Source organism: Paenibacillus sp. NPDC093718, assembly GCF_050279985.1.
Classification (GTDB): domain Bacteria; phylum Bacillota; class Bacilli; order Paenibacillales; family Paenibacillaceae; genus Paenibacillus_AQ.
In genome coordinates this window covers 112,794-127,460 of record NZ_JBNNUS010000011.1, presented here as the reverse complement: position 1 = coordinate 127,460, position 14,667 = coordinate 112,794, and the positions used below count along the sequence as shown (strand labels likewise).

The 14,667-nt window shown below is 52.3% G+C and carries 14 protein-coding genes; 1 reads left to right on the top strand and 13 read right to left on the bottom strand.

The annotated features are described in order from the left end of the window. Positions 1-29: 29 nt before the first annotated feature. The gene (locus ACQKPA_RS27180; RefSeq protein WP_427495565.1) at positions 30-4,991 is read left to right on the top strand and encodes a DUF7594 domain-containing protein; all 4,962 of its coding nucleotides are present in this window, start codon (positions 30-32) and stop codon (positions 4,989-4,991) included. A 341-nt stretch (positions 4,992-5,332) separates the two neighbouring features. Here ACQKPA_RS27180 and ACQKPA_RS27175 read toward each other — a convergent pair whose 3' ends face one another. The 13 genes from ACQKPA_RS27175 to ACQKPA_RS27115 form a co-directional block, all read right to left on the bottom strand. After that, positions 5,333-6,115 (bottom strand): glycoside hydrolase family 73 protein, encoded by a 783-nt coding sequence (locus ACQKPA_RS27175; protein ID WP_427495564.1) that lies wholly within the window; start codon positions 6,113-6,115, stop codon positions 5,333-5,335. After that, complete coding sequence (locus ACQKPA_RS27170; protein WP_427495563.1) at positions 6,102-6,554, bottom strand: phage holin family protein; 453 nt, start codon at positions 6,552-6,554, stop codon at positions 6,102-6,104. Before ACQKPA_RS27170 ends, ACQKPA_RS27175 begins: the two co-directional genes overlap by 14 nt. A 290-nt stretch (positions 6,555-6,844) precedes the next feature. Beyond that, entirely contained in the window at positions 6,845-6,952 is a 108-nt protein-coding gene (locus ACQKPA_RS27165; protein WP_427495562.1) for an XkdX family protein, read from the bottom strand. A gap of 327 nt (positions 6,953-7,279) precedes the next feature. Next, on the bottom strand, positions 7,280-8,308 hold the full coding sequence (locus tag ACQKPA_RS27160) for a hypothetical protein (RefSeq protein ID WP_427495560.1): 1,029 nt from the start codon (positions 8,306-8,308) through the stop codon (positions 7,280-7,282). 72 nt (positions 8,309-8,380) lie between these two features. Then, positions 8,381-8,521, bottom strand: coding sequence for an XkdX family protein (locus tag ACQKPA_RS27155; RefSeq protein WP_427495559.1), 141 nt, complete (start codon positions 8,519-8,521; stop codon positions 8,381-8,383). Then, positions 8,522-8,896: a hypothetical protein gene (locus ACQKPA_RS27150; protein ID WP_427495558.1), complete on the bottom strand. Its 375-nt coding sequence runs from the start codon at positions 8,894-8,896 to the stop codon at positions 8,522-8,524. Between the two features lie 19 nt (positions 8,897-8,915). Next, the gene (locus ACQKPA_RS27145) at positions 8,916-10,490 is read right to left on the bottom strand and encodes a phage tail protein (protein WP_427495557.1); all 1,575 of its coding nucleotides are present in this window, start codon (positions 10,488-10,490) and stop codon (positions 8,916-8,918) included. Between the two features lies 1 nt (position 10,491). Beyond that, a complete protein-coding gene (locus tag ACQKPA_RS27140; protein ID WP_427495659.1) occupies positions 10,492-11,043 on the bottom strand; it encodes a YmfQ family protein in 552 nt (183 codons plus the stop codon). 7 nt (positions 11,044-11,050) lie between these two features. Further along, on the bottom strand, positions 11,051-12,208 hold the full coding sequence (locus ACQKPA_RS27135) for a baseplate J/gp47 family protein (protein WP_427495556.1): 1,158 nt from the start codon (positions 12,206-12,208) through the stop codon (positions 11,051-11,053). After that, entirely contained in the window at positions 12,208-12,666 is a 459-nt protein-coding gene (locus ACQKPA_RS27130; RefSeq protein ID WP_427495555.1) for a DUF2634 domain-containing protein, read from the bottom strand. The genes ACQKPA_RS27135 and ACQKPA_RS27130 overlap by 1 nt, the downstream gene beginning before the upstream one ends. Further along, the gene (locus tag ACQKPA_RS27125) at positions 12,659-13,048 is read right to left on the bottom strand and encodes a hypothetical protein (RefSeq protein WP_427495554.1); all 390 of its coding nucleotides are present in this window, start codon (positions 13,046-13,048) and stop codon (positions 12,659-12,661) included. Before ACQKPA_RS27125 ends, ACQKPA_RS27130 begins: the two co-directional genes overlap by 8 nt. After that, a complete protein-coding gene (locus ACQKPA_RS27120; RefSeq protein WP_427495553.1) occupies positions 13,041-14,018 on the bottom strand; it encodes an XkdQ/YqbQ family protein in 978 nt (325 codons plus the stop codon). Before ACQKPA_RS27120 ends, ACQKPA_RS27125 begins: the two co-directional genes overlap by 8 nt. Then, positions 14,015-14,659 carry a LysM peptidoglycan-binding domain-containing protein gene (locus tag ACQKPA_RS27115; RefSeq protein WP_427495552.1) on the bottom strand — a complete coding sequence of 215 codons (645 nt, stop codon included), beginning with the start codon at positions 14,657-14,659 and terminating at the stop codon, positions 14,015-14,017. Before ACQKPA_RS27115 ends, ACQKPA_RS27120 begins: the two co-directional genes overlap by 4 nt. Between the last annotated feature and the right edge of the window lie 8 nt (positions 14,660-14,667).

The following is a 14,667-nucleotide window of genomic DNA, read 5'->3' as shown; positions in this document are numbered from 1 at the left end:
CTACAAATTAAAAAGCGAGGGATGGAACGTTGAAGAAGACATTGAACCGAATCTCATGCCTGATCCTCTGCCTGCTGATCATCATAAGCATCATGGCATCCCCAGGGCAGCTCCATGCCGTATCCGCACAATCGGTTTCAGAATTCGATCTTGCGGATGAATCTGTTGCCTCGGATTCCGAACCCCTACCGGAACCAGAGGGTCCGGATATCCTGTTCTTCTCCGATAACTTCGATTCAGAGCGCTACGGTACCACGGGCGGCGTCGTCATTCCCCTGCCTTGGATTCAGACCGGTGATGGAGGCAGCAAAGCCAAAACCTCTGTATCCGGCAGCGCTCCTTCAACTCCGAACCTTATGAAGATCGACGTGACCGATTCCGTCTATCTGCCCGTCAATACGACGGGTTACGGCAACATTAAGCTGGGTTATTACACGAGAGCCTCATCCTATGTCAGCGGAAGCATTGTGGCCGAGTGGTCGGGCGACGACGGAGCGACCTGGAGCACGCTGGAGGAGTTTAAACTGGCCCCGGGAACGCCCGAAGCGCCGCGCAGCGAATCCAACACGCTGAAGACTTGGACGCTGCCGCTGGAAGCCAACAGTAACCCAAATGTACGAATCCAGTTCCGGGTAGGTGATCCGATGAACGCGAATATGTACATCGACAGCGTCTCGCTGTCAGGTCAGGCCATCCCGGGGATACCGCCAGCAATCGATCCCGTGCCTGAACCCCCGCCGGTCGAAACCGGCCCATACCCTGCTCCGGCAGGTGTTACCCTCTATGAGGACGTTTTGATCGGCAAAGCCGGCGACCGGGACCTCTATACGTCCATCGCTGTTCCGAGCACGCCGCCAGCCGAGCCTATGCCGGTCATGATCTACATTCACGGCGGAGGCTGGAACAAAGGGGACCGTAAAAATGCCCTCGGCAGCATCTGCAACTATGTCCTAAAACGCGGGTACATCGGCGTTTCCTTAAGCTACCGTCTAACCCCCGAAGCGCCTTACCCGGCCCAGATTCAAGACGTGAAGCTGGCCATCCGGTATTTGCGTGCCCATGCCGATCAATACCACATCGATCCAAGCCGGATCGGCGTTTGGGGAACTTCGGCGGGAGGGCATCTCGCTTCCCTGCTGGGAACGACCGGAGACCTGACCATGGAGGATACGGTCACGCTGGATACCGGAGATATGGTTCATCTGCCCGATATCGAAGGCGCAGGAGGCTGGCCGGAATACTCCACCAAGGTGCAGGCCGTGGTGGACTGGTACGGACCTGCCGATTTCACGACCGATTTTGCCGACCGCTACAGTTCGGTCACAAAGCTGCTCGGCGGGCATAACGCCCTGTCCGTTCCGATTGAGGCGCGGCTTGCCATGCCCGGAACGTATGCCACTCCCGATGATCCCCCGTTCTGGATTCGGCATGGAGACGCGGATGCCACTATCCCTTATACCGACAGCATAACCTTCGCCAATCAATTGACGGCCGCCGGTGTTCCTGTAGTCGATTTCGCAATCGTTCCCGGCCAGGGCCACGGCTTTACCGGAGAAGCCAAAACGACCGCGGATGCGGAAGCTTGGGCCTTCATGGAGCAGCATGTGAAGAATCTGGAAGTCACCACGCCGATCCTCTACAAAGACGGCTACACGCCTCCTGATCCAACGGACCCCACCGACCCAACCGATCCTTCACCGGGCAGTCCAGTTGAGGTTGGCCGTTTGGTGCCCACGGACGATGCCTTGATCGACAGTTCCAAACCGGACACCAATATCAATTCCGCTACAGGCTCAAGCGTCGGTCTTTTTAGCGTTTCATCCGGTACCGCCAACAAAAAGATTGTCTATTTCAAATTCGATGCTTTCACCCTGAGCGATCCTGACTACCGCTACGAATTCCGGGTCGCCGCGAAAAAAGGCACCAGCAACACGAATCTTGAGCTCTCCCTCTACGGGATCGAAAATACAGACTGGAACGAAAGCGAACTGACCTGGAACAATGCGCCTGTGAACAACCTTGATCCGGCCGATTATGTGGGGTCGTTTACGGTGAAGGCCGAGAATAGCGGCCGGCCGGAGCTGTACAGCGTCGATGTGACGGACTATGTCCGCAGTCATCTAGCAGATGGCAGCGTATCGTTTCTCCTTACGGATGCGGCCCATACCGGTGTCAGCGTTAATATCTATACCAAGGAAGCCAACGGTTCCAGCAATCCAAGACCTGCGCTGGTCGTAAGCGAGTTGGTGGATTCCAGTCAGGATACGACGCCACCATCCTGGCCGGACGGAAACCGTCTGTCCGTCAGCAGTATCGGCGAAGATTATGTGCACTTGGCATGGCCGACGGCAGAGGACGACAAGATCGTCGCGAAGTATAACGTTTATCAAAATGACGTCAAAGTATCGGAGCTGGGCTCCGACATCACCCGCCATGAAGCGGAAGGACTGTCTCCGCACACGGAGTACAGCTATGAGGTCGAGGCCGTGGATGCCGCCGGAAACGTCAGTCCGGTTCCGCTGACGCTGTCGGTTACGACGCTTAGCGCTCCCTTAGCACCTTGGCCAGTGGCCTCCGTCACGGCAAGCGGCAGCGATGGCAACATCGAAGATAATACCTTGGACCAGAATCTGTACACCCGCTGGTCTGCCGCCGGCGACGGTCCGTGGATCATGTACGATCTCGGCGAGGCCCGGGACATCGGTTACCTGGGCATTGCCTTCTATAAAGGGGATGTTCGCGCTACGGAGATCGATATCGAAACCTCAGATGACGGCGTGTCCTGGTCTCCCCTTTTCAACGGTTCGAGCAGCGGAACCACCACCGCGATGCAGCCATTTAACGTTCCGGACAGAAGCGCCCGATACGTGAAGCTACTCGGGCGCGGAAATTCGGACGGCAGTGCCTATACGAGTCTGACGGAAGTCCATATCTATCCGCCTTTCGCTAACGGGCATACGCCCGTAGCGATCATTCCGGATTTTGTGCCGCAGCCTCCGGAAGGAACCGTCCCTTTTACCGCTCCCGGCATGAAAAATGCGGACGGGAGCGACCATCCGGTGCATCAAGCCCATACGGCTACCGGAAGGACGTTGAATGTGGTGGATTACGGGGCTGATCCGTCGGATAACGGTTCGGACGACCGTTCGGCGATCCAACGAGCTATAGATGAAGCACTCCCGGGAGACGAGGTGTTTTTCCCGAACGGCGTGTATAACTTAAACAGCGCTCCCGATGGCCTGACCAATCTCATACTGAAATCGGAGGTCAATTTACGGGGGGAAAGCCAGAACGGCGCGATCCTGAAGACCTCGCTGAACAAGGTCCGGAACAGCACCATGCTGAGATCCGCCAAGCAGCATGATCTGACCATCTCCAACCTGACGCTGACCTCCGCTTGGGAAGGTCAATATACGACGGATCACAGAATCAACAACCCGGATGCCGGCGGTCCGGACATGATGATCATTGCCGCTAATTATGGCGAGGCGCCATCGTACAACATCACGATCGACGGCGTGACGATCGAAAAATTCAGCCGCATGGGGGTCCGCATCGAGAACAGCCATGATATCGTCGTCCGCAATACCACATTCCAAAATGCCACGGATCTCGGGCCGGGCGGTGCCGGGTACGGCGTATCCATTCAGGGCGTGCCGAAGGTCGACCGCAACGGTTTTGCCAATGATACAAGGTGGAATCTGGTCGAGGACTCTTCCTTCGAGGGACCTTACCTTCGTCACGGCGCACTCATTCAATATGTGGCCCATAACAATGTGATCCGGCACAATGAATTCCACCAAGTCCGGCTGGATGCGATTGATCTGCATGGGGAACTGGAGTATTTTAACGAGATTCACAATAACCTGATCACCGACATGCCTTATGGCGGCGGCATCGGCATCGGGAATACCGGGGGAACCGCCCCAACCAATCACAGCAAATCCGGCCCGCAAAACTATGTTCACGACAACACGATCCGCAATGCACGGGAAGGCATCGTCGTATCGATGGGCTCGCCGGATACCATCATTGAGAACAACCGGATCGAGAACACCATCGACATTCCGGACGCCGCCGGGATCAACATTTTGAACGGGCCGGGCACGATCATCAAGGGCAACACGATCCACCAGAACACCGCCGAGCATTATTGGGGCATCCTGCTCGAGCACGACAACGGGGACACCAACGCGGGTGGCATTGGAGCCGGAGATCCGGAGAATGTGCAGATTTTGAACAACACCATCACCGGGAACAGTAACGGGATGCAGCTTAAGGCAGGCAAGAATATCAAGCTAAGCGGTAATATGCTGGACAATATCGGCGAGAACTTTACGGCCGCGCCGGGTGTCACGTATACCGACTTCACGGTAGGTTTGGAATACAGCTCGACCGCCCCCACAAATGGAGACGTTATTGCAGCCTTAGTATCGGAGAGTCCAATTACCGTTACGAATAATGGTGGCTCTCCTACTTACAGGTTTACGGAGAACGGTTCATTTACCTTCGAATATGCGGATGCAGACGGCAACGAAGGTACGATAACGGCAACCGTAACGAACATCGATAAAATCGCCCCGGTGCTTACGGTTACACTCTCGCCTTCCGTACTAAAGGCGTCGAACCACAAAATGGTCGATATTCACGCTGACCTCGAATCCAGCGATGAGGGATCTGGCGTTGCGTCAGTCGTGCTGACCTCTATCATGATCGAGAGTGCAGGCGGCAAAGGGCATGGCTGGGATATACAAGAGAATTTGAACGGGAAAGTTAAGGAAACGGGTAGACATGAGAGTGGGAATAAAGATAAAGGAGGCAAAACGGGTTCAGATATTCAGGATGCGGAATTCGGTACGAATGATACCCATTTCCGGCTGCGAGCCGAGAAGTCGGAGCGTGGCCAAAGCCGGATCTACACGGTGACTTATACCGTTACGGACCATGCGGGGAATCAAGCGCAGGCAGTAGGGACGGTGAGGGTGAAGTGAGCTGGGTTGTATTGGTTAAGTAACACACGATGAGGAGCATGTTATTTTACGTTTACGTAGTGAATTATTTATATTGTGAATGCATGGACATGGATTCATCGAACAATTAAGCATGACATGCGCCGGAAGGGTAAGGAACGTTCGAATTCACTAAAAAATACGAACGATTCCGGGAATTGAATAACCGAATATGCTAGTGAAACACTAACTGATATAAATCTACCCATACAACAAAAGCTGCCCATACCGTCTTATTACGGTTGGGCAGCTTTATTGTTCAAAATAACGCTTCATTATATAGATGTGACCTGAGAGAGCAGTTTGCACGTTATATTCTCGATTCACTTACTCGATCTATCGAAAATTCCCAAACGGTGCAGCACGGTCATGATTCGATAAAAATCAAAACTCCCCTCAGGATCATGCAATACTTCTGCCTGCTGTGCAGCTTCTACTGCTGGTTCCGCCCAAACTGGGACTTTAGCTGGTTTCTCGGTCTCAACTGCCTTCAGCCTTACGTTCATCTGCTGAATGGTATTGCTTTGCTCCGTTAGCAGTTTCATCGCAGAAGCATATTGCTTACTAAGCTGCTGCATTTGCTCTTGTGTTTTTTGCAGCTCGGCCGTTAATTGTTCGATTTTCATACGTTCCTCCTCTGGATTAGGCACATCATATTGATAGAGCGAGTTCTGCTCCATAATGGAAATGAGCTTTTTGGGATAATTGGGGTCTGTGGCATAGCCCCCTCTCCAAATCTCGGTCGCCGCCGTTTTATAATCCGCCCATAACACACCATGGTAGCGCTGTGGCTTGTCGCGCGTGCCATTCAGGACCAGTCGGGTATGATCGGCAACCGATTCATGCCAGTTGTTGTACTTACGAAACTGGGCATTGGTCGTATAGGGCGTCTGCCCCCGGTATTCGGTTGTCTGCATGGTGACGCTTCCCGCCGGACCGGTTCCTTTGATGCCGAACAGATTGTTCGCCTTTTGCGTCAGGCCGCTCGTTCCCCAGTTGGATTCCAGGATTGCCTGGGCAAGCGTAAGCGAAGCAGGCACCCCATACTGACGCATGTCCTGAGTGGCTATAGGTGCCAGCTTGGCAATAAATTCAGAGGGTTTCATCCTTTTTCTCCTCCTTTCGTGCCGTTTGCTTATCCCCTTCTTCGGATTTGATCTGGAATACCTGTACCACATTACGCAGGGACTGGGGGATCGGTACCCCCATTCTTCCTACGTTCTCAATAATAGACAGCAGCTCATTTGCGAGATAGAAGAAGATCACCGTATTCTGAAAATAATTCATCTCCCCCAGCACCCGGTCCACCAGATGCATCAAGGCGATAATGAGAAAAATGGTCATTTTGCGTGCAATACCAGTATAACCAATACGGCTACGCAGCTCGCCGTTCATCCAGGCCGCGCCCCACCCGGTCAACCAATCGATCACCACGAACCACAACAACAGATGCAGCGGCAGCGACCATCCGCCCCAGACGTACCCGGTCACGGCCCCCGTCCCCGCCACCAGCATCTTAAAAAACTGACCGATGTGATCATACATAATTCTTCCTCCTTTTATAGGGTTTTGCAGGTGTGAAAAAGCCCTCGGGGGAGCCGAGGGCTTGGGTTGAAGTTATTCATAGCTGTTTTAACAGAAATACACAGATACACCTTTTAAGCAGTACACCACTTCGCATGCGGATCATGCTTCCAATCGCTGTTGCCCCCGGATTTTCCTGAAACTTTAGGGATAGGGTTAAAATCCGTGGGCAAAGGCGACCGCTCAGCTTCTCCAGCATGATTCCGCCTTCTCCGTTGAAGCCATTCATGTTAGGCCTTTCAAAGCAGCGTTTAATATGCCTCGCCAGTGATGACTTCATATTCTTCCGAGGTGATCACGCCAAACGCAACATACTGTCTCAATTGAGACTTCTGTGCAAGACACCTCGGATATAGCAATGCGATCCGCTGTGACCTATGATGCGGGTTGCCATATATTCAGCCATTGCATGATCCTCCTAAAATCAGCTCATCTACTGCTTTTTGAAGCGCTGATATTTTGGTTTCAATGTACTCGTGGGTAATGTAATCGAAATATAGTTTTTCCTGAACGAGATCGATCCGGGTGCTGGATAGAAGCCTTGGATTTCTAACGGTTGTGGGATGTCTCCGGTTAGGTTGATCCCGTGGGCTTCGATTTGTTCAAGAGTCGGATTATGGATGATGGCTTTGACCTCACCCACTTGATCTGTTATTGGGTTATACGTGATACATCGCTATCACTCCTTAACTGTAAAGTAGGACCGTATTCCACCGAGTAAGGTAGAAGTCATTACCTTGAGGGCTCACTGTTTGGTAGATACGTCTCTCGACAATAGTCATAGGACCTTGGTTGTTGAATGAGGGAATCGTGGGTTTGATGTCGGTTTCAATATCCAGCAAATAATTACTATGCTTTTCTTCGGGGTAGTTATGGGGGGCGCCGCGTCTATAACTGAACCACTTGGTAAATACATTACCTTGATTATCTTTCAGTACATACCAGGCTTCCATATAGTCTGAGGCGTAGTTGTTATCCATTCTGGAGCCGAAGGATGGGGCGTTCACAGCTAAGATATACCGCACTCCTGCTGGAATGGTGATAACGTTGTTTTCAACGGTTTGACCTATCTGGTTTCGTAATGTACTGAAATGAGCAATAATGTAGTGGTTAAGTTGAGCAGTACCTGCAACGCTTGGGGCCATGACCCCGTCAATATTGCCAATCCTAGCACCTCGCTTGATATTCTCAGCAACTAGTTGAGGTTCGGGTGCTGTCACCCATGATGCACCATCGTAGAACCCCGGTGGGGGTTTTATAAAATATCGGTCTCCAGTCCAAGCTGTTTTCTCAAGCCCTGGCATATGTTGATTTTCCGCGCTCCGGTTTGGCATAGCCCCCAGCACAAGTCCGTTGTCAGTCCCTATGGTTTTACCAACCAGTACATCTGCAGCTGTTGCTGTTCCATACTCACCCCCTTCACCCTGTAAGATAAAAGCCGATCCGTCCCGGAACAGTGTATAGACACCAGCAAATAACTTTGCGTTATTGCCATTTGCATTTTTAATTGGTAGTGCTGTATCGTCATTGATTTTGAGTGTCGGTGCTGTAGAACTTGCAACGTTGAACTTTATCGTAAACTTTTGATTCGTGCGGATAGGCGTGTTGGATGTAACGCTGTATGAATTGCCGCTATTAGTCGTTAGGCCAAGATGTGGGACAAGGCCCGATGCCGTCGTAGTATCCAACTCCTGTGATGTGATACCTTTTGCCATATTTTTTCATCTCCTTGTTATGGCGTAACCCCCGGACTAGCCAGGGGCATAAAAAATACGCCTCTCAGTGCGTTATGCTGCATAATCAACGTTTGTGATTTGCTTGTATTCTTCTGGAGTGATCATCTTTGCTACAACAAAGGTCTTTAAACTATCTTCATTGTATAAAGGATACTGGTTGTCGTAATAAAGCTTGACGATCGGATACCACATTTATGCTGCGCCTCCTTTCAGGGCGGCCACTTCAAAGAGCAGCGTACCGACTGTTTCCTCCAGAGATGAAATTGTGGCTTTGTCGTTGGCACTCTCCAAGATAAGATTCCCGATGATCAGGTTCAGTTCAGTATTCACCTGTTGTAAATCAGATACCTTGGTTTCAAATGTTTCTGGGGCGTAATAATCGTAATACAGTTCATTTTCCTCCAAGTCTACCATCAATCTTGGTATCAAATTTGGGATGATCTCGGGATAAATCATTGGCGCGTCAATTTCTATGCCCTCCCGGTTATTATCTGCCGGAGTGGGTATAAAAATGACTTCCTGAACCTGCCCTGTCTTGTCAGATATCCTTTGGTATATTACGTACATATCCATATCCTCCTTTGTTTTAAGTTGTTACGACCACTAAGTCTCTGGCATATGACCTCCCTATAGGTCTAATATCACTTCCTGAGTACATATGAGCCGCACAGAATCGCAACTGTCCTAGAAGATTAAAGTTAGCAGGAATCTGAGGTATTGGCGTAACGTCAGGATCAACGCCTGAGCCCCAAGGCCTGCTATACATGATTCCCGTTCGCCCTTTTCTGTCGATTTGAAAACCTGTAAGATTTCTACTGACTTCAGCCCCGCCTGATGAGATTGTTACTAGCGTGTGCATTACTCCGGCTTCATCAATAAGGACCAAGGCGGCGGTTTTTGTTGTGCTATAGTTGTCTGTTGTGGTATACGCTTCTATTTTGTTGACTGTGTTACCTTTTGTTGTGAAGACGTCCACATAGTTACCGCTAGACGGGATTACAAACAGGTCCGTAATCAACCAAGTGTTCTGCGAAGGAATGTTCTTTTCTGGAGGGTTATTGTTTACAATGGCGCGGCCTCCAGGCGAAAGCGTTCCATCAACCCCGTAAATCTTCTTCCCTCTCAGGATGTTCCCAGGAGATAGATTCGGTTCGGCTGTCTGTAATTGTGCTGTTGTGACTTTAATTTCTCCATCACCAGGTCCACCTTTTTGATAACCCTTTTCAGGGTATACGGCTAGTGATCCATCTGGCCATTGTGAGGTTCCTGTCGCCGCCCTATTTCCGGTAAGGTGCGGCATTGTACCCGTTATTGGTCCATTTACATTAGATGCAGTTTTCCCCGCAAGGATGTCAGTCGCGGTTGCATTCCCCGTCGCCCGGATAAGTGCCGCTATTTTGGGTATGAGCTGCGCCCATGTCTCACTAGTGGATGCCGGTACACCGATGGCAACAAGCGCGGCAACCACTTCCGCTTTCCGCTCATTGCCAGCTTGAAAAGCCTCTCTTAATTGATCTTGCAACCCATTTACCCGATTGATAGGGACGCTACCAACCGCCAGCACTGCACCATTGATCGATCCGTCTTCACCGAGAGGGACGTTTTTCAGGACGACCATGGCCATCTCAGACGTTGAGTCCACGCCGGAAAGAAGCGTAATCTTCGCCCGCTGCGTGACTTCCCCGGCTTCGTTCCGGACTGTGTTGGTCACGGTGTATTGTGTCGGATCCAGAGCGGCCCGGTTAATTGCTACTAGCAAGGTGTCGGTGTTGGCGTCGAAAAGATCAAGCGGGATCTCGAATACCTTCTGATTATCGGCTGTGGCCGTCACCAATAGCGGGTAGCTGACCAGTTTCGGGATGCCTGTTTCCGTGACCAGGCTAATCTGTTGGTCGGTGTATGACTTCGCCTGAAGAGCAGCATCCTTTACGGCCTTCTCCGTCGCAGCCACATTTTCCCGGTATCCGTTCGTAGCATTCGACAGCTGCACAATCCCTTTCTGAGTTGTACTCGAATCAGGAATCTCCACCTGAACATTCCCCACGGCCTCATCAATCTTATCCCAGTTCTCATTCAGCATCGTCTCGATGTTAAAGGTCTCATTGCCATCCACCATCGGGTCTTTCTTTAATAGTCCTAAATTCGGTGTGTTACTGGACAACTCATACACCTCCTGCAAATTTGTTTAACGGCGTCTGCCCCAGCTGGCCCATAGTCATCACGTCATGAATATCGCGTATGAGCAAGTAGTTGAACGCATACGCCACCGCCAGATGCGCCGGCTTGATCTCCTCGATCGCGGACTTCAAGTCCTCCAGATTCGGCGGGATGCCGAGCGTATCGACGAATTTAACCGTAAAGCCCCATTCCTCGGGCTGAAAAGATACATCGACCGTGCCGCCATCATAAGCCTCTGCCACATTTTTCACGAGAGCTCCCGAGAAGGTTCCCGCTCCGCGCAGCTTGGACTCCAGTACCGCCCGCCGCTGCTCGATCGGCTTGTTCCGGTCGGTTGGAATGCCGAGCTCCATCTCCCAGCGCTCCAGGCCCCAGGTTGCTGTACGGACAAAAAACTGGTCTGCGGCTGAGTTCAGCGCCTGGTAGAGCGCATCCAGCTCGCTGCCCTTGGCTTCCATATCGGATTGCATGACGCGAGAGGTCTCGTAATAGGCCGGAAGATAAGAAAACAGCTCGCGACCGTGCAAGCTGTTCATTCGGGCATTATTCACTTACGCTCACCGTCCCCAGCACCGCGACCTGACCGGAGCCAATTTCAATATTTTGCTGCTCGGTGTGGCCGTTAATCGTCAAATCCGAGTAGTCGACGATAATCGGAATATCCAGCAGTACGGCGGCAATCCGAGTATACCTCACCAATGGGTCCTTTCGGTTAAAAGCGATCTGCTGTAAATACGTCCGAACGCCATCCTCGATCAGCTTCCGGATTTCGTCCATCGTCGAAGGCTGCTCCTGCGTACGCTGCACTTTGACGGAGATATCAATCGCTACTTCCGCCGCAGGCATCACCGTGATAACCGGACCGGCCGGAGCAACGCCTTCGCCCTGTCCATCCTGGGACGGGTCAATGTACTGCTGAACGGCATTCACGATATCCTGGCTTGCCGCACGCTTGTCCGTATCTATGAGATACAGCCCGACGGTACCGGGTCCTTTCCACAACGGCGCTACCTCCACACCGCCAACGCCGGCAATCTCATTGGCCCACTGCATGTACTGCGCTTTGTTGCCACTCGTCCCCTGGCTTCGGACTTTAGCGTAAAAACGCTCCAGGAGCGACTGATCACTTTCGGTATCCGTCCCGCTCCGCGTGGGCTCCGGGTTCGTAACCGATGTTACGCCGCTGACCGACGTCATCATGAGCTGAATGACGCCTGCGGGAACATTGCCATTACTGCCCGGCGTGACTGCCCGGATCGGCGCCGCGCCGGTACCCAAGTAGTCACTAAGCGTAACGTCTGATGTGGTCACATACTCCACGGAGGATTCCCCGGAGCCCTCATCGGCTGGCGTAGCTACGTAGGTTCCGGCAGGCACGGTCGTCCCCGGCTTCCCCGTAAACAGAACGCTACCGGACGAAGCGACCGCTTCCCGCCTAGTAATCCCATGCTCTGCCGTCCTCAGATCGAGTTCGGCGGAACGGATATCCGGATGATCGCTTGCCACGGTGCTTGCAAAGCCTCGGCGCAGCAGCTCCTGTGCCCACAAGGCGGCTTCGGACAGCATAAACGCGACCGGCGCCTGCGCATCCCAAATAAAAGAGCCCTCCGACTTGTCGATGTCCAAAGGCACTTTGTTCAGCATACGGTTCATAATGTTTTCTTCCGTCTGATCCAACAAATATAACGGCAAATCTGCCATCAGATCACCACGCTTTCTATAATTTCCGTCTCATCCCGGACACTCGTAATGCGGCAGCTGAAACGGCAAGCTTCTCCTTCCCAGGCAAAAAGGAACTGATCCACGCTCTCCGTCCGCGCGTCCGCCAACAGCGTCTCGGTGACCATGCGCTGAATCTCGCTTTCTTGCAGAGATCGGTCATAGCCTTTGCCGACCAGCTCCTCCAGCTCACTGCCGTAGTCGCGCGTATAGATCAAATGACGGTAACGCGGCGTGCGAATCGCTTTTTCGCACCAGATGACCCAGGCTTCCTTCTCGTCCGCAACCGGAATCTTCCGGGTCGGGGACATCACGAACTCGCCAGCTTCAAAATCATACCGCCAGCTCCGTCCAAAAACAGCCCCTTCTCCTTCCAGTACATCCGGATCTGTGACATCCGTCCAGATCATTTCATCGTTCTCCGGGAATAAATTAGCCACCACTGCTCACCACCTTGCACACGACCACCACGTCATTGCCGCTGTTGACCCGAACGGCGAGCACGCGGTCCCCCGGTTTCAAACCTTTTCCCAATTCAAAAAGGGTATCTTCAACTTCGTTCTCTTCGGCATCAAACGTCATATCCTGCTGCTGGCCCCCCAATGTCACGGTGCCCTTAGCCATATAACGGGGCAAGGACAGCATTCCTGGCAGTTCCGCTACCATATAGTCCTGCAACTCATGCTTGAAATCATCCAGTTTGAGTCCCGTCGAGGTTATCGTGCCGAGTACGGCCCCTACGCCGCCCATGGCTTGACGGGTTTGCTTGTTCATTGAGGCGTATAAGGAGGACGCCAATTGTCCATAGGGGTCTTTATTCAAGGTAAAACCTCCTTTTTACATCGTCATAGCTCCCCAGCTCCAGCATCATGCTTCCGGGACTGCCCAGCTCCCGACTGACGGAAATCACGAGCAGCTTCATCGAGCCCAGCATGACCGCATCTCCGGCGCGGATCGTATTGACATCAGGTGCATTCAGGGAGATGGTCTCCCGAATCCCCCTCAGTTTGCTCCGGGCCAGCTGGCGGGCGGCCGCAGGCGACTTCACCTCATCATCCTGAATAATAGCTTGGAGCTGTCCGTATTTGGCGATATCCTTCTCCTCGATGGCCATCACCTTGGAAGGAACCTCTTTTCCGGTCTCGCTTGCGCCTGTCGCCAGCACCTTGACCTTAGTTGCCGCACCCTCCAACGTCCGCGATTGCGTAGTATCCGTGATGGCCTCCAGGATGTAAACCTCTTTGTTCGTTCCCAACTCATACAGCTCAAGCCCTGAAGCGATCATCCGCGGATGATACAGCTTGCCGCCGGCTTTGGCCGTCTCCCGCAGATCAGCGAACATGCTCGCGTAAATCGACTGCGTCCGGTAAACGGAACGCCCCAGCTGCTTCTCGGTATCGGGCAAAACCGCAATTTTCAGGTTCCAGTCCGCCGCGTACTTTTTGAATCGCTGGGTAGCCGTCTGCTTTGCCGGGAACAGATATTCATCCTCCGATTTATCCAGATATACCGTCCGATCGTACATCGTGAGGGTCATCCGCTTCACGCCGTTATTCGAGGTTTCCACTTCCCACACGACAGCTGGGTGCAGCAGGGGGACATAGTCCTTTTTACCGTAAGGAATTCCGCTGATCCGGATCGCCATTCCCGGCGAGATCGGCGGCATATCCGGCGTTACGACCAGATTGACGGTTCCCTGATAAGCGACTTGTTCAAGCGAATCCCGTAGACTGATAGCTTCCACCAAGGGAGATAAATCGTATTGATCCTGCAAAATCACCTTGTAACTCATGACAGCACCAGCGTTTGGCCAGGCTTAATGGCGTTCGGATCTTTACCGATCATCTTCTGATTCAGCTTGTAGATCTGGTTCCATTTCGAGCTGTCCCCGAGCTCCAGCTTAGCGATTTTGGAGAGTGAGTCCCCTGACTTCACGGTGTACGTCTTGTTCTTTTCCTTCATGTCGGCCCGGGGCTTTTTATTCGTTCCAGATGCCCCGCTGCTGCCTGCTGTTTTGGCCACCTTCATTTCACTCCATGTCCGAAGTGTGATGTCAAAATACACATCCCCGATCTCCCCGCCACGAAACGTGGACTGATGGGAGGCGACGTACACCGGCACGTTCACTGCCGTCTTGGTAATAACGAATTGCAGGGGCGTTTTAGAAGTCAGAAACTCGTTAAGTTTATTCATCGCCGTTTGCGGTTTAATATGATCTTTCTCTTCTCCTTTGCAATAAGCTGCATCATACTCTTGTGGAAAAAAGGAAGAGAATGATATCTCCTTAATCCGATTGCCTTGCGGAAAATCAAACTCCCCATAGTTGAGAATCGTAGCTGTTTCCAGTCCCTTTTGGCGTGAAATGGTCACCTCTTCGGGGTTGACCGGGAATAGGAACGTCATGCCTTTTGCGTTCTTCAAAAGAAACTCCACCTGGGCCC

Excerpts from the sequence above, each read along its gene's own strand:
- ACQKPA_RS27175 (WP_427495564.1), bottom strand. The coding sequence starts at position 6,115 with ATGAAACCCTCTGAATTTATTGCCAAGCTGGCACCTATAGCCACTCAG.
- ACQKPA_RS27170 (WP_427495563.1), bottom strand. The coding sequence starts at position 6,554 with ATGTATGATCACATCGGTCAGTTTTTTAAGATGCTGGTGGCGGGGACG.
- ACQKPA_RS27160 (WP_427495560.1), bottom strand. The coding sequence starts at position 8,308 with ATGGCAAAAGGTATCACATCACAGGAGTTGGATACTACGACGGCATCG.
- ACQKPA_RS27155 (WP_427495559.1), bottom strand. The coding sequence starts at position 8,521 with ATGTGGTATCCGATCGTCAAGCTTTATTACGACAACCAGTATCCTTTA.
- ACQKPA_RS27150 (WP_427495558.1), bottom strand. The coding sequence starts at position 8,896 with ATGTACGTAATATACCAAAGGATATCTGACAAGACAGGGCAGGTTCAG.
- ACQKPA_RS27140 (WP_427495659.1), bottom strand. The coding sequence starts at position 11,043 with ATGAACAGCTTGCACGGTCGCGAGCTGTTTTCTTATCTTCCGGCCTAT.
- ACQKPA_RS27135 (WP_427495556.1), bottom strand. The coding sequence starts at position 12,208 with ATGGCAGATTTGCCGTTATATTTGTTGGATCAGACGGAAGAAAACATT.
- ACQKPA_RS27120 (WP_427495553.1), bottom strand. The coding sequence starts at position 14,018 with ATGAGTTACAAGGTGATTTTGCAGGATCAATACGATTTATCTCCCTTG.